At 67.2% G+C, this 18,156-nt stretch carries 12 protein-coding genes; 5 read left to right on the forward strand and 7 right to left on the reverse strand.

All coding sequences use genetic code 11. The annotated features are described in order from the left end of the window. Positions 1 to 3 precede the first annotated feature (3 nt). Entirely contained in the window at positions 4 to 2,490 is a 2,487-nt protein-coding gene (gene ligD / locus AC5P7U_RS06090) for a DNA ligase D (RefSeq protein ID WP_414554840.1), read from the forward strand. 70 nt (positions 2,491 to 2,560) lie between these two features. Here ligD and AC5P7U_RS06095 read toward each other — a convergent pair whose 3' ends face one another. From AC5P7U_RS06095 to AC5P7U_RS06110, 4 genes are all read right to left on the reverse strand, one after another. Continuing rightward, a complete protein-coding gene (locus AC5P7U_RS06095) occupies positions 2,561 to 2,953 on the reverse strand; it encodes a hypothetical protein (protein WP_308309560.1) in 393 nt (130 codons plus the stop codon). Positions 2,954 to 3,080: 127 nt separating this feature from the next. Continuing rightward, positions 3,081 to 4,109, reverse strand: coding sequence for an alcohol dehydrogenase AdhP (adhP, locus tag AC5P7U_RS06100; RefSeq protein WP_004153350.1), 1,029 nt, complete (start codon positions 4,107 to 4,109; stop codon positions 3,081 to 3,083). Positions 4,110 to 4,205: 96 nt separating this feature from the next. Continuing rightward, positions 4,206 to 4,844 carry a bifunctional 4-hydroxy-2-oxoglutarate aldolase/2-dehydro-3-deoxy-phosphogluconate aldolase gene (gene eda, locus AC5P7U_RS06105; RefSeq protein WP_197564511.1) on the reverse strand — a complete coding sequence of 213 codons (639 nt, stop codon included), beginning with the start codon at positions 4,842 to 4,844 and terminating at the stop codon, positions 4,206 to 4,208. Further along, entirely contained in the window at positions 4,831 to 5,850 is a 1,020-nt protein-coding gene (locus AC5P7U_RS06110; RefSeq protein ID WP_004153355.1) for a sugar kinase, read from the reverse strand. The genes eda and AC5P7U_RS06110 overlap by 14 nt, the downstream gene beginning before the upstream one ends. Before the next feature lie 285 nt (positions 5,851 to 6,135). Between AC5P7U_RS06110 and AC5P7U_RS06115 the strand changes: the two genes are divergently transcribed. Further along, positions 6,136 to 8,886 carry a TonB-dependent receptor gene (locus AC5P7U_RS06115; RefSeq protein WP_049456673.1) on the forward strand — a complete coding sequence of 917 codons (2,751 nt, stop codon included), beginning with the start codon at positions 6,136 to 6,138 and terminating at the stop codon, positions 8,884 to 8,886. A gap of 138 nt (positions 8,887 to 9,024) precedes the next feature. Then, positions 9,025 to 12,843: a LamG-like jellyroll fold domain-containing protein gene (locus AC5P7U_RS06120; protein WP_495220875.1), complete on the forward strand. Its 3,819-nt coding sequence runs from the start codon at positions 9,025 to 9,027 to the stop codon at positions 12,841 to 12,843. A gap of 37 nt (positions 12,844 to 12,880) precedes the next feature. Here the strand turns inward: AC5P7U_RS06120 and AC5P7U_RS06125 are convergent, their stop codons facing one another. From AC5P7U_RS06125 to AC5P7U_RS06135, 3 genes are read right to left on the reverse strand one after another with little or no spacing between them, the layout of a single operon-like run. Further along, positions 12,881 to 13,468, reverse strand: coding sequence for a cysteine dioxygenase family protein (locus AC5P7U_RS06125; RefSeq protein WP_197564508.1), 588 nt, complete (start codon positions 13,466 to 13,468; stop codon positions 12,881 to 12,883). 51 nt (positions 13,469 to 13,519) lie between these two features. Continuing rightward, the gene (locus AC5P7U_RS06130; protein ID WP_481458474.1) at positions 13,520 to 15,142 is read right to left on the reverse strand and encodes a carboxylesterase/lipase family protein; all 1,623 of its coding nucleotides are present in this window, start codon (positions 15,140 to 15,142) and stop codon (positions 13,520 to 13,522) included. Next, a complete protein-coding gene (locus AC5P7U_RS06135) occupies positions 15,139 to 16,131 on the reverse strand; it encodes an alpha/beta hydrolase (protein ID WP_495220877.1) in 993 nt (330 codons plus the stop codon). Before AC5P7U_RS06135 ends, AC5P7U_RS06130 begins: the two co-directional genes overlap by 4 nt. A 155-nt stretch (positions 16,132 to 16,286) precedes the next feature. Here AC5P7U_RS06135 and AC5P7U_RS06140 point away from each other — a divergent pair, with 155 nt between their 5' ends. Together AC5P7U_RS06140 and AC5P7U_RS06145 are read left to right on the forward strand one after the other, a co-directional pair. After that, on the forward strand, positions 16,287 to 17,114 hold the full coding sequence (locus AC5P7U_RS06140; RefSeq protein WP_004153358.1) for a 2-keto-4-pentenoate hydratase: 828 nt from the start codon (positions 16,287 to 16,289) through the stop codon (positions 17,112 to 17,114). A 40-nt stretch (positions 17,115 to 17,154) separates the two neighbouring features. Next, positions 17,155 to 18,156, forward strand: a complete 1,002-nt coding sequence (locus AC5P7U_RS06145) for a TRAP transporter substrate-binding protein (protein ID WP_004153359.1) — start codon at positions 17,155 to 17,157, stop codon at positions 18,154 to 18,156.

The following is an 18,156-nucleotide window of genomic DNA, read 5'->3' on the forward strand; positions in this document are numbered from 1 at the left end:
GCCATGTCGCTGCACCAGTACCGGCGCAAGCGTCGCCTCGGCGGGGGTAGCGGCCAGACGCCGGAGCCAGACGACACCCCCGCCCACGGTGACCCGAAGCGACGGCCAACGTTCGTCATCCAGCTGCATCACGCCAGTTCGCGCCACTACGATTTCCGCCTGGAAATGGACGGTGTACTGAAGAGCTGGGCCGTGCCGAAGGGGCCTTCGCTGCGCATCGGCGAGAAGCGGCTGGCGGTGGAAGTGGAAGACCATCCGCTGTCCTACGCCGGCTTCGAAGGAGACATCCCCGAAGGTCATTACGGTGCCGGCCACGTGGAGATCTTCGATCACGGCACCTGGGCCTGCGAAGGTGATCCATTGCAGGCGCTGGCGGCGGGCAAGATCGACTTCGTGCTGCACGGGCAGCGGTTGGCCGGCGCTTGGAAGCTGGTGCGCACGGCGATGAAGGGGCGTCAGGTGCAATGGCTGCTGATCAAGCGCGATGATGAGGAAGCGCGCGATGCCGAAGCGGACGATCTATTGCAAGCGCCCGTGCCGAAACGCTCATCGGCGGCGAAGACGCGCACGGCGGGAAGGACAGAGCGCGCTGCACCGGCCGCACGCAGGGCTACCCGCAAGGCCGATGCACGCTGGCATGCGCGCGCGCTGAAACTGGACGGCGCACGCGACACGCCCTACCCCCGCGCCTTCAAACCGCAATTGACCGATCACCGCAACAGCGCGCCGGATGGCGAGCACTGGCTGCATGAGATCAAGTGGGACGGCTATCGACTGCTGGCTGATCTGCACGATGGCGAAGTGAAACTGCGTTCGCGCAATGGCCTGGACTGGACGGCCGATTTTCCCGAAGTCGCGCAGGCCATCCGGGCGCTGCCGGTGCGCGACGCGCGCCTGGACGGTGAACTGGTGGTACTGGATGCGCAGGGCCGCAGTGACTTCGCAGCACTGCAACGGGTGATCGACGGCAGTTCGAAACAGCCGCTGCGCTACATCGTCTTCGACCTGCCAGGTGTTGCCGGTACCGATGTCAGCCGCGCGCCCTTGCTGGAACGCAAGGCGCTGCTGAAAACGCTGCTGGGCAATGTACCCGGCATCCTCGCCTTCAGTGAGCATGTGATCGATCACGGGCCACAGGTGTTCGCTGCCAGTGGCAAAGCGGGTTTCGAGGGCATCGTGAGCAAGCAGGTGGATGCTCCGTATGTGAATGCCCGTGCGCGCAGCTGGGTCAAGGTCAAGCACGAGGACACCGACGAGTTCGTGATCGTCGGGCACACGGCACCCAAGGGTTCGCGGGTAGGATTCGGCTCGTTGCTTCTGGCCGCGCAGGACAAGGCCGGCCTGCGCTATGTAGGTCGCGTGGGCACCGGCTTCGACGATGAAAGCCTGCGCGCGCTGCACAAGGCACTGCAGCCGCTGGCGGTGAAGTCCCCCGTACTGCCGTTGCCGGCGCATGTGCCGTTCGGTGCGTCCAGCGTGCGCTGGGTGAAGCCGCTGGTGGTGGCCGAGGTCGCCTTCCGTGGCTGGGGCAAGGAAGGGCTGCTGCGCCAGGCTAGTTTCAAGCGGCTGCGCAACGACAAGCAGGTGGAGGATCTGGAAGTGAATGCTGCAGACGTGGACGCCGCAGGCGAGGTGCAGATCACGCACCCCGAACGCGTGGTATTCCGGGATCAGAAACTCAGCAAGGGCGACGTGGCCGACTATTACCGGCAGATGGCGCGCTGGATCCTGCCGGAGATTGCCAGCAGGCCGTTGTCGCTGCTGCGTTGCCCCGACGGTGCCGGCAAGGCCTGTTTCTTCCAGAAGCATCATGGCCCCGGCTTGGGTGACGCCGTGCATGCGGTGCCACTGCAGCAGAAAAGTGGTCGCGAGGACTACGTCTACATCGACGACGCGCGTGGGCTGCTCCAGCTGGTGCAGATGAACACGCTGGAGCTGCATCCGTGGGGTGCGACGGTAGACGACCCGGAGCATCCGGACCGTCTGGTGTTCGATCTCGACCCCGGCGACGGCGTGAGCTGGGCGCAGGTGAAAGCCGGGGCGCGTGATGTCCGCGATCGCCTGTTGCAGATCGGCCTGCAGAGCTTCGTGCGGCTGTCTGGCGGCAAGGGCGTGCACGTGGTGGTGCCGCTGCAGCCGAAGGGGGACTGGGAGGAGGCCAAGGCGTTCTGCGAGGCGTTCGCGCAGGCGATGGCACTGCAGCAGCCTGATCGCTACGTAGCGACGATGAGCAAGGCGAAGCGCAGCGGGGTAATCTTCATCGATTGGCTGCGCAACACGCGCGGGGCTACCAGCGTGTGTTCGTGGTCATTGCGGGCGCGCGCGAGCGCTGGCGTGGCGGTGCCGTTGCGCTGGGAGGAACTGGCGAAGGTGACCGCCGCCGATGCGTTCCCGATGACCAGGGCGCTGGCGCGTGCGAAACGGCTGAAGGGTGACCCCTGGCAGGGCATCGAACGGTTGAAGCAGACGCTGCCGCCGCTGAAGCGGTAGTGTCGGCCGCTGGCCGGCAACCTCGGCATCCCACCGTTGCCGGCCAGCGGCCGGCACTACCTGCATGCGCTCAGTCCGGATCGCGCGATGCGCGGCGACCGAACCACCAGCCCACCAGCAGCTGCAGCGGCAGCGAGACCAGCAGGGAAACGACGAACCACATCGGGAAATCCGCGCCCACGCTCCACACCGCGTAGCCGCAGCCCAGCGCGATCAGCGACCAGATCGAGAAGCCATGCGAGCGCGGCCAGCAGGGCGCGTAATAAGTGGCAAAGGAGATGCCGGCGACGCCCCCGAGCACGCTGAACGCCAGGTCCCAGCCCAGCTGCACGCTGTTGTTGCCTGGCGACAGGCCCAGCAGCGGTGGCAGCCAGCTGGCGACGCTGCTGACCAGCGCGAGCGACAGTACGCCACCGATCAGGGCGACGATGGACAGGAACAGGGTCTTGAGCAGGCCGGGCATGCGCGCATTGTACGGCTGCGCAAAGCGCCTGCGCTTGCCGGCCAGCGGCCGGCGCTACCGGTGGATCGGCATGGCCGCCGTGCCCGTGGGAGAGGGGTACGGTGCACCGGCGGCCATGCACAGGCGGTCAGGCGGCGAAGTCGAGCACCACGCGGCCTTCGATGGTGCCCGCGTGCATGCGCGCGAACACGTCGTTGATGTTTTCCAGGCGATCGGTGCTGACCGTGGCGGCGACCTTGCCCTCGGCGGCAAACTGCAGCGACTCCTGCAGGTCCAGCCGGGTGCCGACGATCGAGCCACGCACGGTGATGCCGTTGAGCACCATGCCAAAGATATCCAGCGGGAAGTTGCCCGGCGGCAGGCCATTGAGCGAGACGGTACCGCCACGCCGGACCATGCCCAGCGCCTGCTCGAATGCCTTCGGCGAAACGGCTGTGACCAGCGCACCGTGGGCACCGCCGATCTCCTTCTTCAGGAAGGCGGCCGGATCGGTGGTGCGTGCGTTGACGGTGACCTGGGCACCCAGCTGCCGCGCCAGCACCAGTTTGTTGTCATCCACGTCCACCGCGGCCACGTTCAGGCCCATCGCACGGGCGTACTGCACCGCCATGTGGCCGAGGCCGCCGATGCCGGAGATCGCCACCCAGTCACCGGGCCTGGTGTCGGTGACCTTCAGGCCCTTGTAGACGGTCACGCCGGCGCACAGTACCGGCGCGATCTCGACGAAGCCCACTTCCTTCGGAAGCAGGCCGACATAGTTGGCATCGGCCAGTGCGTACTCGGCGAAGCCGCCGTTGACCGAGTAACCGGTGTTGCGCTGCGTCTCGCACAGCGTCTCCCAGCCACCCAGGCAGTGTTCGCAATGGCCACACGCCGAGTACAACCAGGGGATGCCGACCCTGTCGCCTTCCCTGACGTGCCCTACCCCGCCTCCCACGGCCACGACGTGCCCCACGCCCTCGTGGCCGGGGATGAATGGCGGGTTCGGTTTCACCGGCCAGTCGCCCTCGGCGGCGTGCAGGTCGGTGTGGCAGACGCCGCAGGCCTCGATCTTGACCAGTACCTCGCCCGCCCCCGGGCGCGGTACCGAGACTTCCTCGATCACCAGTGGTTTGCCGAACTCACGCACGACAGCGGCCTTCATGGTTGGATTCATGTCCGGATCTCCGTAGTGCGCTTGCCCACAGAATGACGCCGGCCCGGGGCCGGCGCTTTGATCACGATCAAACCTTTGACGATTCGTGCCGCCGGTTCAGCTGGCCAGCACCGAGGCCTCGCGGGCCAGGCGCTCGATGGTGTCCCAGTCACGGGTCTGCAGCAGCGCCGGGGTGGTCAGCCACGAACCGCCCACGCACAGCACGTTGGGCAGGTGCAGGAACTGCGGCGCGGTCTGCGCGCTGATGCCGCCGGTCGGGCAGAAGCGCACGTCGGCGAACGGCCCGTGCCAGGCCGCCAGCAGCGCGGCACCGCCGGCCTGCACTGCCGGGAAGAACTTGAAGGTGTCACGGCCGTGCTCCAGGCCCAGGATCAGGTCCGAAGCCGTGGCAGCGCCAGGCAGGTACGGCAGGTCGGCATCGCGCGCCGCCGCATACAGCGTCGCCGTTGCACCGGGTGACACCGCGAAACGCGCGCCGGCCTGCCTGGCCGCCTGCATCTGCGCGGCGTTGAGCACGGTGCCGGCACCGATCACCGCATCCGGCACCGCCTCGACCATCGCCTTGATGGCATCCAGTGCCTGCGGCGTGCGCAGGGTCACTTCGATCACCGGCAGGCCGCCGCGGAACAGCGCCTGGGCCACGTTGACCGCTTCATTCACATCTTCGGGGGTGTACACCGGAATCACCGGTGCCAGCTTCAGCAGCGCGCGCAGGCGCGGATCAGCGGCGGACATCGAATCGCTCCTCGCCCAACAGGGCCAGCACGTCAGCTTCGCTGACAGGATTGAAATCGCCGGGAATGGAGTGCTTCAACGTCCCGGCGGCCAGGCCGAAACGCACGGTGGCGTCGGCATCAAGGCCGCACAGGATGCCATGCAGGATGCCGGCCGCGAAGGCATCACCGCCGCCGATGCGGTCGACAATGCCCTGCAGATGGCGCGGCGGGGCGTGCGCGCGCGTCCCGTCACGACCCAGCAGCAACGCGCCCATCGCATGATGGTCCACGCTCAGCACCTGCCGCTGTGTGCATGCCATCCATTGCAGTTGCGGGAATGCACTGAACGCGGCGGTTGCAGCCGCGTCGATCCGCTCCATCACCTCGGGCTGACTGAAGCGCGTGCCCAATACGACTTCCATGTCGCGATAGTCGGCGAACACGATGTCAGCCTGCGCGAACAGCTCGCGCAACACCACTTGGGCATCTCCGCCCCAGCGCTGCCAGAGCCGGGGCCGGAAATTGCCGTCGAAGGAGACCCGGACACCGGCCTGTCGAGCCGCGCATGCCGCCGCCAGCGTGGCGGCCGCCACCTCCGGTCCCAGTGCCGGGCTGACACCGGATACATGCAGCCACTGTGCACCCTGCAGCAGCGCGGGCCAGTCATAGTCAGCCGCGGTGCTGCGCGCGAACGCCGAATCGGCGCGGTCATAGACCACTTCGCTGGCACGCTGGACCGCGCCGGTGGTGAGGAAGTACAGCCCCATGCGTGCGTCCGGTACTTCGCGCACATGACGGGTATCCACGCCGTGCCGGCGCAGTTCGCCCAGCGCATGGGCACCCAGCGGATTGCCCGCCACCGCACCCACCATCGCCACGTGATGTCCCAGCCGGGACAGCGAGACACCTACGTTTGCCTCGGCGCCACCCACATGAACCTGCAGCTGTGGCGATTGCAGCAGCAGCTCGTGGCCGGGCGCGCCCAAGCGCAGCAACAGCTCACCGAAACAGACGATACGACCCATATCAGCTCCTTCACGCGCGCCACCAGCATGGGACACTGCATGGCATGTAGGTGGACCACGCGAGGGGCGTGGCAATTGACTATCGGTGTCATTCTAGACCGAGTTTGCCTTGAACGTGCTTGGTCATGATGTCGAAAGCATTGTCCCGCAAGCATCTTGGAGACATTACAGATCTGTTGCGGTGCAAGATGCCCGATCCCAATCGTGCTGCTAACGTCGGCTTTGACCAGCGGTGTCATTCCGCTATACAGCCGCGATACCAGACCTTTGGGAGAGGGGAAAGGCATGCAATCTCGGATCCATGGAAAAAAGACACCGGTTACCTTGCTGGCGATGGGCGTTGCACTGGCCCTGTCGGCAAACGCGACCGCCCAGCAGCAGACCGCTACCGACCTGGACACGGTGAATGTCACCGGCTACCGCGCCAGCGTCGAGAAAGCCCTGGACATCAAGCGTGGCGAGGCCGGCGTGGTCGATGCCATCGTCGCCGAGGACATCGGCAAGTTCCCCGACCTCAATCTGGCCGAATCGCTGCAGCGCATCCCGGGCGTGGTGATCACCCGCGAGGCCGGTGAGGGTCGCAACATTTCGGTGCGCGGGCTAGGCCCGGATTTCACCCGCGTGCGCATCAACGGCATGGAGGCGCTGACCACCGTGGGTGCCGGTGACCAGAGCGGCGGTACCAACCGTGGCCGTGGCTTCGACTTCAATGTGTTCGCTTCGGACCTGTTCTCGCAGCTGCTGGTTCGCAAGACGGCCTCGGCCGACGTGGAAGAAGGATCGCTGGGCGCCACGGTCGACCTGCGCACCGCGCGCCCGTTCGACTATGACGGCTTCACCTTCGCCGCCAGTGGCCAGGCCGGCTACAACCAGATGGCTGAAAAAGCCGACCCGCGATTGGCCGCGCTGATCTCCAACACCTTCGCCGATGGCACCTTCGGCGCGCTGCTGTCGGTGGCCTACTCCGAGCGCCAGGTGCTGGAGGAGGGCTCCAACACCGGACGCTGGGCCAATGGCCCCAGCAACGGCAACTTCGCCGCGTCCTCACCGTTTGCCGCAGCGCGTGCGGCCGATGTCTTCCACCCGCGCTTCCCGCGCTATGTACAGATGGAGCACGAGCAGAAGCGCCTGGGCGTGACCGGCTCGCTGCAGTGGAAGCCCAGCACCGCCACCGAAGTCTCGCTGGACGTGCTGTACTCGAAGATCGATGCCACCCGCGATGAGCAGTACATCGAAGCGATCTCCTTCAGCCGTGGCAGCAGCAGCACGCCGCGCCTGGTCGGCAAGCCGAGCACCATCGTCAAGAACGGCGAGATCCGCAACGGTGCGCTGCTGTACGGCGAATTCGACAACGTCGACATCCGCACCGAGAACCGCCACGACGAGTGGAGTACCGAGTTCAAGCAGATCAGCCTGAACGGCCAGCACCGTTTCGGTGATGATTTCACCGTGTCCGGCAAGCTGGGCATCTCGCGCTCCAGGCACGAGAACCCGGTGCAGACCACGGTCATCATGGACAAGTACGACGTCAAGGGTTACAGCTACGACTACCGTGGCAACAGCCGTTTCCCGATCCTCAACTACGGCATCGACCCGACCGATCCCAATGGTTGGGAGCTGGCCGAAATCCGTTTGCGCCCGCAGTACGTGGACAATGATTTCGACACCGGCCAGATCGACTTCAACTGGAACATCAGCCCCGGCTTCCGACTGAAGGGCGGCGTGCTGGCCAAGGACTACACGTTCAAGACCACCGAGCTGCGCCGCGCCAGCGAACTGGCCGTGCCCACCTTCGCCAACGGCAGCCGCATCGTGCCGGTGGACATGACCAGCCCCGCCGGCCTGAAGGGCATCAACGGCAACCCGTCCAACTGGGTGGTGCCTAACCTGGACGCGATCGCCGACCAGTTCGACATCTACAGCAACAGCGGCATCTACGCCGTCGCACCGCGCGCCAACAACGTGCGCAGCGTGGAAGAGAAGGATCGCGGTGTGTACCTGATGGGCGAGTTCAGCACCGAGGTCGGCTCGCTGCCGCTGTCGGGCAACGTCGGCGTGCGTTACGTGCGCACCAAGCAGTCGTCCACCGGGCTTTCCACGCTGGCCAGTGGCACCACCTCGACCACCGCCACCCGCACCTACGACGACACCCTGCCTTCGTTCAACCTGGTGGCCGAGGTCACGCCTGATTTCCTGATCCGCCTGGGCGCGGCCAAGGTGATGACCCGTCCGGGCCTGGGTAGCCTGACGCCCGGTGCAACAGTGGCCGTGGCCGGCGGTGCACGTACCATCTCCAGCGGCAATCCCAACCTGGACCCGACGCGCGCCACCAACGTCGACCTGGGCTTCGAGTGGTACTTCGCTGAAGGTGCGATGGCCGGCCTGGGCCTGTTCTACAAGGACATCGAGACCTCCGTGCAGACCCTGCGCGAGAACCGCCCGTACACCGACAGCGGCCTGCCCGCCGAACTGCTGATCGGTACCGGCGCCTCGCCCACCGACGATTTCACCTTCACCCGCCCGGTCAACACCCCCGGTGGTGAACTGTACGGTGCAGAAGCCAACTACACGCAGCCCTTCACTTTCCTGCCGGGCAAGTGGTCCAACCTCGGTGTGCAGTTGAACTACACCTGGGTGGAATCGAAGATCCAGTACATCAACTCGGCCGGCCAGCCGGTGATGAAGAACGATCTGCTGGGGCTGTCCAAGTCGTCCTGGAACGCGACGTTGTTCTACGAAGGCGAAACCTTTGCCGGTCGCGTCTCGGCCACCAACCGCGACGACTACCTCACCCAGGTACCCGGCCAGGAAACCGGCTTCAACCTGGACGGCTACCACGGCATGACCGGTACCACGGTCATTGATGCCTCGATCCGCTACAAAATCAGCGATCAGCTGGAACTGAGCCTGGAAGGCATCAACCTGACCAACGAAGCGTCGGACGAGTGGGTGTACTCGCCGGCGACCGGCCGTCTGCCGCTGCAGTACACCGAAACCGGCCGCCAGTTCCTGCTCGGCGTGCGCTACAAGTTCTGAGCAACGCCGGCGGCGCGCATCGATGCGCGCCGCCGTTTGCCGTGACCACTGCTGCGCCGCAAGGTGCCGTCGCGGCGTGGCCTTGCTACGGTCCGGCGGCCCACCGCCGGCCGTGGCCCGTTGAAAGGAAACATCTCCATGCCGCACCGCACGACTGTGTTTCGCTGCCTGCTGTTGGCAGTGGCGCTGGCTGCTGGCCCCGCGACGGCCGCCGCCGATGCCGCCAACCTGCTTGCTCCCACCCTGCTCTTCCACGTCGATGCCAACCACGGCCTGCAGGCTGCGACAGCACAGGGCGAGGCCGTACCGAACTTCCGCGACAAGGTGGCGGTGGTCGACGACGGTGTACGTGGCAAGGCGATCCAGTGGGAAGACGATGGCGTGCTGGCCTGGGACGCGCCGGGCAACATCCTCGCCCAGCGCGGCACTCTCGCCTTCGACTGGCGCTCGCGCTATGCGGTGGGCGAGGCTCCGTTCGTGATCTTCCGCGTCGGTTACGCCGACCACAGCAGCTGGGACATGGCCTGGCTGCGCATCGACTGGAACGGACGCGGTTTCGATGCTTTCGTCACCGATGCCAACCTCGCACGCACCCGCGTGTCCTTCCGCATGGACACGCCGCCGGGGCCGGACCAGTGGCTGCACCTGGCCTTCGCCTGGGACGAAGACCAGGGCGTGCGCCTGTTCGTCGATGGTCGTGAAGTGGCGCGCGCGCAGGCAACCGGCGATTACGATGCCGCGCTGGATCAGCTTGGCCTGGCGGGCCGGGTGATGGCTCCGTACCAGGTGCAGAGCCGCTACAACTTCCTGCGCGGCAGTGATTTCCAGCACATCCGCGTGTATGACCGCATGCTGGACGCGGCGGCGGTGCAGGCCCTGGCCGCCGGCAAGGTCGCGGCCAGCGCGGTGGCGCCGGCCTCCGACCAGCGCGCATGGCGCCACCGCTTCGGCTGGGACGGCGCGGCACCGCCTGCGCTGGCGGCGGGCGGAACGCGCATCCGCAAGATCGAATTCGCCGACACCCGCGACATGAAGGCATGGATGTGGAAGGCCACCGATGGCATCGCCGAAACCACCTGGCCGGGCGTCTACAACCGCTCGCGCCTGCCCGGCCGCAACGACTATTTCCAGCTGCCGGACTGGAACACCTACGTGGAAAGCGGGCAGTACCTGGACCTGACCCTGCCGGTGGGCGAGACCGTGAACCGCGTGGAGATCCGCGGTGCGGCCTTCGGCACGCTGGCCCACGGGCCCGACGCAGAACATGCCACCGACGTGCTGGCCACGCGCCCGCGCGGCGTGGTGCGCAGCGTGCAGGACATCCCCGCGCAGCAGGGAGGCGTGCTGCGTTTCAGCAACGTGGAACAGGAAACGCCGATCCAGGAAGTCTGGGCCTACAACGTGAGCGAAGGCGCCGAACCGGAAGGCACGGTGACACAGGCCTACGTGATCGACAGCCAGGCGCTGCCCGACTACACCAACCTGGAAGCGCTGCGGCGCTACATCGATGGCCGCTTCCCGGTGTCCGAGCGCAGCACGGTGATGGCCCTGCCCAAGGGCGCCGGTTCGCGCCGGCGCAGCGCCGACAGCCTGCCGGCGCAACCTCGCCCGATCGTGCATGTACTGATTCCTTCCGGCGTGGGCGACGCCCCGGCCGACCAGCCGCTGATCCGCAGCTGGGCCTACAGCTGGGAAAACATGCATGACGGCCTGGATGGCGTGGCCATCGACCTTCCTGCATTGGACCTGCCGGCCACCCACGATGGGCTGATCCCGCTCAACATCCGCATCAAGGATCCGATCTGGCCGGCACGCGACATGATCGATGTCTCGGTGTCGGTGCCGCCGGGGCAGCAGCGCACGCTGTGGCTGGACCTGCGCGATCGCATCCTTACCCCGGACAGCCTGTGGTTGAGCATCGCCTCGGCCGCACCGGGCTTCGATGCCGGCGCGCTGGACGGCGCGCAGATCCGCCTGGTGTTCAAGCCGCGTGCCGAAGCCTTGAAGGAACACGTGGCCGACCGCTTCAACCAGGTGCGCGACAACTGGGGCTTCCTGGTGGAGGAACACACCACCTCCAAGCGGCAGCGCCTCTATGCACGCGTCTACGCCGATCTGAGCGATCTGCTGCGCGTGGACCCGGACCACGAACTCGGTCGCCTGTACTGGAACTACATCAGCTACAACAGCCAGGGTCGACCGCCCTACACCGCGCCGGAGGTACCCAGGGGCGTGCCGGCGTGGGCGTTCAACCAGGTGCAGGATCTGGCCCAGGTGCGCCGGTTCGTTGACTGGTGGATCGATGAGCGGCAGGTGGCCTACGGTGATTTCGGCGGCGGCATTTCCGATGACTCCGACCTGACCCAGCAGTGGCCGGGGCTGGCGCTGATGGGCGTGCAGCCGGAGCGGCTGAATGCTTCGCTGACCGCGCTGTCCGATGCGGTGTACCGCAATGGCATGTTCAGCAATGGCCTGAGCACCATCGAAACCGACGAACTGCATTCCTATGAGGAAGGCATCAACACCAACAGCGCCATGCTCTACCTCAACTGGGGCGACCCGTTGACGCTGGAGCGGCTGATGGAAACGGTGAAGGCTTTCGACGAGCGCATCATCCTGCGCAATCCGCAGGGCCACCTGCTGTTCTCCAGCAACTGGTTCGGTGGCAACAAGATCTACCGCGAACCCAACTGGCAGTGGCAGAAGCCGTACTCGTTCCCGGTGCTGCACCCAGCCTTCCTGCTGGGCCAGTACAACGCCGACCCGACTGGCCGCAGGCTGGTGATCGGCCTGGCCGATGGCTACCTGGCCCATGCAGGCAAGGACGACCAGGGGCGCTTCACCCTGCCCAACGAGATCAACTGGGCCACCGGTGCCACCCGCGGCGGCGAGTTGAACAACGGCTCCGGCGGCGGCGACACGATGCACACCTTCTGGGCGGCGTGGCGCTGGACCGGCGATGCCAAGTACCTGCAGGCGCTGGATTACCGGGTAGCGCGCGGTGGCCCGGGTGCGCTGGCCAACCTCGGCGAGAACTACGTCGACGTGCTCGGCCGGCAGCAGGACTGGTACCCGAAGCTGACCGCCGAGGCCGATGCCGGCAGGACCGGCTTCGCCAGCCTGATGGCGTGGCAGGCCAGTGGTGACATGAAGTACATCGATGCGCTGCATGCCGAGGGCCTCCAAGCCAAGGTGCAACGCGCCTACATGAACACCGATGGACACTGGTGGTCCGACCGGGTGGAAGCACCGAGCGAATTCCTGCAGCGCGCACGCCTGGGCGGTATCGCGCTGAAGCGCAACCAGAGTTGGCCCGGCCATACCGTCAGCTGGCGCTTCGACCGCGATGGTGCCGCCGAGCAGGTCGCCCTGCTGGTGCATGCGCCCTCGCGCGAGCGCTTCACCGTGACCAGCTACAACCTGGGGGCGCGCACCATTGCCGCTGACATGACCGGCTGGAACGTGGCCAGCGGTACCTGGCGCATCCGCAGTGGCGTGGATACCAACGGCGATGGCCGCATCGACGGCACGCCGGTCGAACGCAGCGTGAAGCTGGAGACCAGTGCTTCGGTGCCGATGCAGTTCCGCCCGGGCCGCACCGAGGTGTTCGAGTTCGAGCGTGTGTCTGCGGGCACGGCGGTGGAGACACGCGCGGACCTGGGCGTGGGCCGTGGCGATCTGCATGTGGACGGCCGCCAGTTGCAGGTGACCGTGCACAGCCTGGGCCACGTTGGCAGTGGCGTGGGCGTGGCCGTGCTGGAAGATGCGCGTGGCCGCGAGATCGCACGCACCGAGGTGCCCGCGATGGCGGCACCGACCGACCTGCAGCCGAAGACCGTGCGGGTCCTGCTGCCGTTGCCGGCCGGTGACCGCAGTGGGCTGCGCGTGCGCGTGGCGCTGGCCGATGGCGGCGAGGAAGTGACACGGTTGAACAACGTGGCAGCCGTGCCGCAGTGATTCCATCGCTTCGCCGGGCGTGTCCCGGCGGGTACCGTCAGGACGCCTCGGTTTCCAGGCGCTTCACCCGCCGCTGGTACCAGTCTTCACCCAGCGGCTCGAACACGGCGCTGCGTTCCATCACGCCCTCGTACACGTGCAGCGATACCGCCACATCCGCATCGCTAGCGTTGCACAGCGTGTGGTACTCGTGCGGTGGGATCAGGCTGCCCGCGCTGCCGCGATGGCCGTACAGCGTCGGCTGGGCGGCGAAGCGATGGCGTTCGCCATCCTGCTCCAGCAGTGCGTACGGGGTGACGACCAGTTCACCCTGCCAGACGCCCTCCACACACCACATCGCATCGTGGTCGTGCAGTGGCGTGCCCTGGCCCGGGCCCCAGCACATCGCGATGACGCTGTAGCCCAGGGTCGGGCTGCGGTGCAGTTCGCGGCGGGCATAGTGTCCTTCGACCGGGCGCCGCACGCTGGGTGGCAGCTGGATCGAAGGATCGACGATGGCCTCACGCAGGACCTGCTGCAGCGCCCCGGTGATCGCCTCGGGCCTGCGCAGCATCACCGCGGTATCGATCGCGGCGACCAGGCGCTCCCGTCCGGTGAACGACAGTGGCGAGGACATCTCTCCCATGACCCGACTCTAGCCGAGAGGAGTTAACGGAATGTTTGCACCGCGGTGTCATCACTGCGTGCCGCGCTGCACGAACGGTACTTTTCCATACAGCGCCCGTTCGCCCGCACGTGGATCATCGACCACGCGGCTGTGGCGGTCGAACAGCATGGTTTGCCGCTGCGGCAGGCCGTAAGGGGCCCATTGCGACATTCCATGATGATTGGGGTCGCCGGTGCGCGCGAACGCGATCAGCGCATCGCTCATCGTCGCGGCCAGCGCTTGCGCATCTGCACCGCCTCCGGTGCGGGCCCCCGGCAGGCCGGCGTTGTCGAACACCAGCGGAATGTCCAGGGTATGAAAGGCGCGCAGCCGGCCTTCTTCCACCGGCGATCCCCACTCCAGCTGATACGCCCAGGTGGGGGCCGCGCCGCTGGGCTGGCGCGCACGCGCCTCCAGTTCCTCCAGCGCACCGCGCCAGGACCGCCCGGCGGTGGTGGCGGCGAAAAACACTTCCGACGGCGTGTAGTGCGGGTACAGGCGCCGGTACTCGGCGATCACCGTCTGCGGCAGCAGATCGACGAACTGCTGGCGTTCCAGCTGCGCCGGCAAGGTGTCCCACGTCAAGGCGAAGTTGGCCGGGTCATTGCCGAGAAACGCACGGGTCTCGTCGCGGGTATTGCCGATCACCATCGGAATGCCGGCCGATTGCCGCGGTGCCTGCGGCCAGAACGGATGGACCGGCAGGCAGACCTCGTCCAGTACCGGCCCGAAGTACAGCGAAGAGCTTTCCACCCGTGAGGGATCGCGTGCACGGGTGGCCGCCAGCAGATCGGCGGCGGGCAACCGCAGCAATGCCGCCAGGTCGTTCGCGCCCACGGCCTGCATGGCGATCGCCGCGCGCTGTGCCGCTGCACGCGGGCCGGCTGCAGTGACCTGCTGTCCGCTCATCGTCCAGGCGCGCTGGAACAGGCCGCGTGCGGCCGGCATCGCCATCAGCGTGGCGATCTTGGCCCCTCCGCCGGACTGGCCGAACACGGTGATGTTGCCGGCATCACCGCCGAAGGTGGCCGCATGCTCGCGCACCCACTGCAGCGCCTGCACCAGGTCGAGCTGGCCGGCATTGCCCGACGCGGCGTAGCGTGCATCACCCAGCGCACCCAGATACAGATAGCCGAAGGCGTTCAGGCGATGGTTGAGGGTGACCACCACCACGTCGCCGCGACGGCAGAGCGCGCTGCCGTCGTAGAGGGGGTCGCTGCCGGCGCCATTGTTGAAACCACCGCCGTGGATGTAGACCAGCACGGGGCGACGGGCGCCATCGCCCAGCGCGGGCGTCCAGACGTTGAGGTACAGGCAGTCCTCGCTCCCCGGACCTTCGGTGCCGCCCTGTGGTGCGGCCGCGCCATAGTCCAGCGCATCGGCGATCCCGTTCCAGGCCGCTTCCCGGCGTGGTGGCTGGAAGCGATAGGCGCCCGTATCGGCGCCGTAGCGCAGGCCACGGAACACCAGCACGCCCTGTTGACGCTGGCCACGCACACGCCCTCCGCGCAGCCGGACGATCGGCAGGCGGTCGTCGCGTGCGCCCGGCACCGCCGTTGCCGGCAGGGCTGCCAGAGTGGCCGTGGCCAACGCCCAGCGCGCACTGTCGCGCAGAAAGCGGCGGCGCTGCAGATCGCTTGGCGCTCCCGTCACCGGCCGTCCTCCGCACCGGCCCCTGCCACCAGCCAGGCCTGTGCCAGGGCCGGCCACAGCGCCAGCGTCGAACCGCGCTGCAGGTGCATGCCGAAGCCATGTCCACCATGGGCGAACACATGCAGCTCGTGCTCGACACCCGCGGCGGCCAGGGCCTGCGCCATCACTTGGCTGTTGTGCACGCTGACCACCCGATCGTCATTGGCATGTATCAGCATCGTCGGTGGCATGTCCGGGCGGAGATGCTGCTGCAGGGAATACTGCGCAGCCAGGGCGGCATCAGGATGCTCGCCCAGCAGGCGCCCGCGCGAACCGCTGTGTGCATGCGCGCCCATGTCGATGACCGGATAGACCAGCACCGCCCGCGCCGGCCGCGCGCTCAACCGATCGATCGCATCACCTGCGGGATAGACCGGAGCATCGAAACCGGTGGCCAGCCGCGCAGCCACGTGGCCGCCGGCGGAGAAGCCAACGACCGCTACGTCGTCGGTGCGCAGGCCGCGCCGCGCGGCCTGGTCGCGCACCACCCGCAGCGCGCGCTGGGCATCGGCCAGCGCGGCCTGGCGGTCCCTGCCCGGCTGCGGCAGACGGTAGCGAAGGACGAACAGGGTAAACCCGGCGCGCTGCACCCAGTCGGGTACCAGCGCACTGCCTTCCTTGTCGATCACCACCCGCTGGTAACCACCGCCTGGAATGACCAGCACGGCATGGCCGTTCGGATGTACAGGGGTGTGCACCATCAGGTAGGGCGCATCGATGCCATCCACGAACCGGTCCGGATGGGCCGGGTCGGGGCTGCGTTCAACCACGCGCGCCGGCCGTGCCGGGTTGCTTTCGCCGGGCACCCGGCCGTCTGGCCATAGGGGCAGGCGTTCGCCCGCGACCTCCCTGCCCAGCCGCTGCCCGTCGCGCAGTGGGACCTCGGCGGCAGGTGCGGGCGCAGCGGCCAGCAGAACGGACAGGCACAGTACAAGGGTGGGCAAACGCATGTCGGACCGGGCTCCAGCGGGGGTGGGCAGCGTGCCGCACGCGCCGGGAAAGAGGGCGTGATGCGCTGCGGCTTGCGTGATGACACCGGTTTACCATATACACCTCCTGCAGACGCTGTCGATGGGCAGTGCAACAACGCAGAGGGAGACCGTTCTTGAGCAACGAACACGGCACACAGGGGCAGACGCCGACGCCGGACGATGCAGCCGCGATCGCCCGCGCCTTCACCGCCGCACGCCGCGCAGGCAACACCCTGCCTGCGTTTCCAGGCGCTATCCCGGCAGATCTGGTGAATGCCTACCTGGTCCAGGACCAGGCGATTGATCTCTGGGACGACCAGGTGATCGGCTGGAAGGTGGGATACATCGCCGCCGAGCGTCGCGATGGTTCCGGGGATGAGCGCCTGCTGGGGCCGATCTTCAAACGTCAGCTCTGGAATGATACCGGTGGAACAACGGACATCCCGGTGTTCGTCGGCGGCTTCGGTGCAGTGGAGGCAGAGTATGTGCTGGAGCTGCTGGAAGACGCGCCGGCCGGTCAGCTGCACTGGTCTCCGGAGCAGGCTGAGGCCCTGCCCGCGCGCCTCTACATCGGCGTGGAAGTGGCCAGCAGCCCGCTGGCCACCATCAACGAACTGGGCCCGCGCGTCGTGGTATCCGACTTCGGCAACAACAACGGGCTGGTGCTGGGGCAGGAGATTGCCGGCTGGACGGCCCGCGATGAGATCGACCTGCGCGCGGAAACCCTCATCGACGGCGAGGTGGTCGGTTCCGGTGGTGCGCCCCGCCTGCCCGGTGGCCTGCGTGCGGCCTACGCCTTCGCACTGTCCCGTTCGGCGCTGCGCGGCCGGCCGCTGCGCAAGGGCGATCTGATCGCAACCGGCAATGCCACCGGCATCCACGACATCGAGGCAGGACAAACGGCGCTGGTGCGCTTTGCCGGCTTCGGTGACATTGCCTGCCGGGCCGTGCCAGCGGGTTGACCGCTGGCCTGCCCTGGTGAACACGCGCGGGAGGGCGCAGATGATCACACGACGTAACTTCCTGGCCGGTGGCGCTGCCGCACTGGCTACGCCGATGCTCGCCGCCTGCGGCCGCGGGCCGGGCGGCAGCGTGGACGGCAGCACCCTGCTGACCGCCACCGACGTGCACGTGGCCGACTACCCGACCGTCACTGCGGTGAAGTGGATCGGCGAAACGCTGGAGCGTGAGACCAACGGCCGGCTGCACCTGCGCCAGTATCATTCAGGGCAGCTGGGCCGCGAGTCGGAAGCGATCGACATGGCACGCTTCGGTGCCATCGACATCACCCGCGTGTATGCCGGTGCACTGAACAATGCATTTCCCCTGACCCAGGCGCTTTGCCTGCCCTATGTCTTCAGGTCGGTCGCGCACCAGCGCGCCGCGCTCGATAGCGGCGTGGCAGACACGGTGCTGCGCGGCTTTGAAAGCCGCGACCTGGTCGGACTGGCGATCTACGATTCCGGCGCACGCTGCTTCTACAACACCAAGCATCCGATCATTTCGCCGAAGGATCTGCATGGCCTGAAGCTGCGCGTGGCCTCCTCGGACATCTTCATCCAGCTGATGCGCCTGCTCGGTGCCAATCCGACGCCGATGTCGCTGGGCGACACGTTCTCGGGCATGGAAACGCACATGATCGATGGTGCCGAGAACAACATGCGCAGCTTCCACTCCAGCCGCCACTTCGAGGCGGCGCACTACTGGTCGCAGAGCGACCATTCGTACGCACCGGACGTGCTGCTGATGTCGCGCGCCCGCTTCGAACGATTGGGCGCGGATGATCGCCAGCTGTTGCTGCACACCGCACGCGCATCGGTGACGGTGATGCGCGAGCACTGGGACGCGTCGGAGGACGCTGCACGCCGCGCCGTGCTGGCCTATGGCGTGAAAGCCAATGAGGTCGACATGCCCGCCTTCCGGGCCGCCGCCCAGCCGCTGCTCAAGCAGTACCTGCAACAGCCGGACATCGCCGCGCTGGTTGACCGCATCCGCGCTGCCTGA

This window comes from Stenotrophomonas sp. YJH_SMC_57 (genome assembly GCF_059369755.1).

What these genes read in the sequence shown, in the direction of transcription:
- AC5P7U_RS06115 (WP_049456673.1), top strand. Translation starts at nt 6,136, where the DNA reads ATGCAATCTCGGATCCATGGAAAAAAGACACCGGTTACCTTGCTGGCG.
- AC5P7U_RS06125 (WP_197564508.1), bottom strand. Translation starts at nt 13,468, where the DNA reads ATGGGAGAGATGTCCTCGCCACTGTCGTTCACCGGACGGGAGCGCCTG.
- AC5P7U_RS06120 (WP_495220875.1), top strand. Translation starts at nt 9,025, where the DNA reads ATGCCGCACCGCACGACTGTGTTTCGCTGCCTGCTGTTGGCAGTGGCG.
- AC5P7U_RS06095 (WP_308309560.1), bottom strand. Translation starts at nt 2,953, where the DNA reads ATGCCCGGCCTGCTCAAGACCCTGTTCCTGTCCATCGTCGCCCTGATC.
- adhP (WP_004153350.1), bottom strand. Translation starts at nt 4,109, where the DNA reads ATGAATCCAACCATGAAGGCCGCTGTCGTGCGTGAGTTCGGCAAACCA.
- ligD (WP_414554840.1), top strand. Translation starts at nt 4, where the DNA reads ATGTCGCTGCACCAGTACCGGCGCAAGCGTCGCCTCGGCGGGGGTAGC.
- eda (WP_197564511.1), bottom strand. Translation starts at nt 4,844, where the DNA reads ATGTCCGCCGCTGATCCGCGCCTGCGCGCGCTGCTGAAGCTGGCACCG.
- AC5P7U_RS06135 (WP_495220877.1), bottom strand. Translation starts at nt 16,131, where the DNA reads ATGCGTTTGCCCACCCTTGTACTGTGCCTGTCCGTTCTGCTGGCCGCT.
- AC5P7U_RS06145 (WP_004153359.1), top strand. Translation starts at nt 17,155, where the DNA reads ATGATCACACGACGTAACTTCCTGGCCGGTGGCGCTGCCGCACTGGCT.
- AC5P7U_RS06110 (WP_004153355.1), bottom strand. Translation starts at nt 5,850, where the DNA reads ATGGGTCGTATCGTCTGTTTCGGTGAGCTGTTGCTGCGCTTGGGCGCG.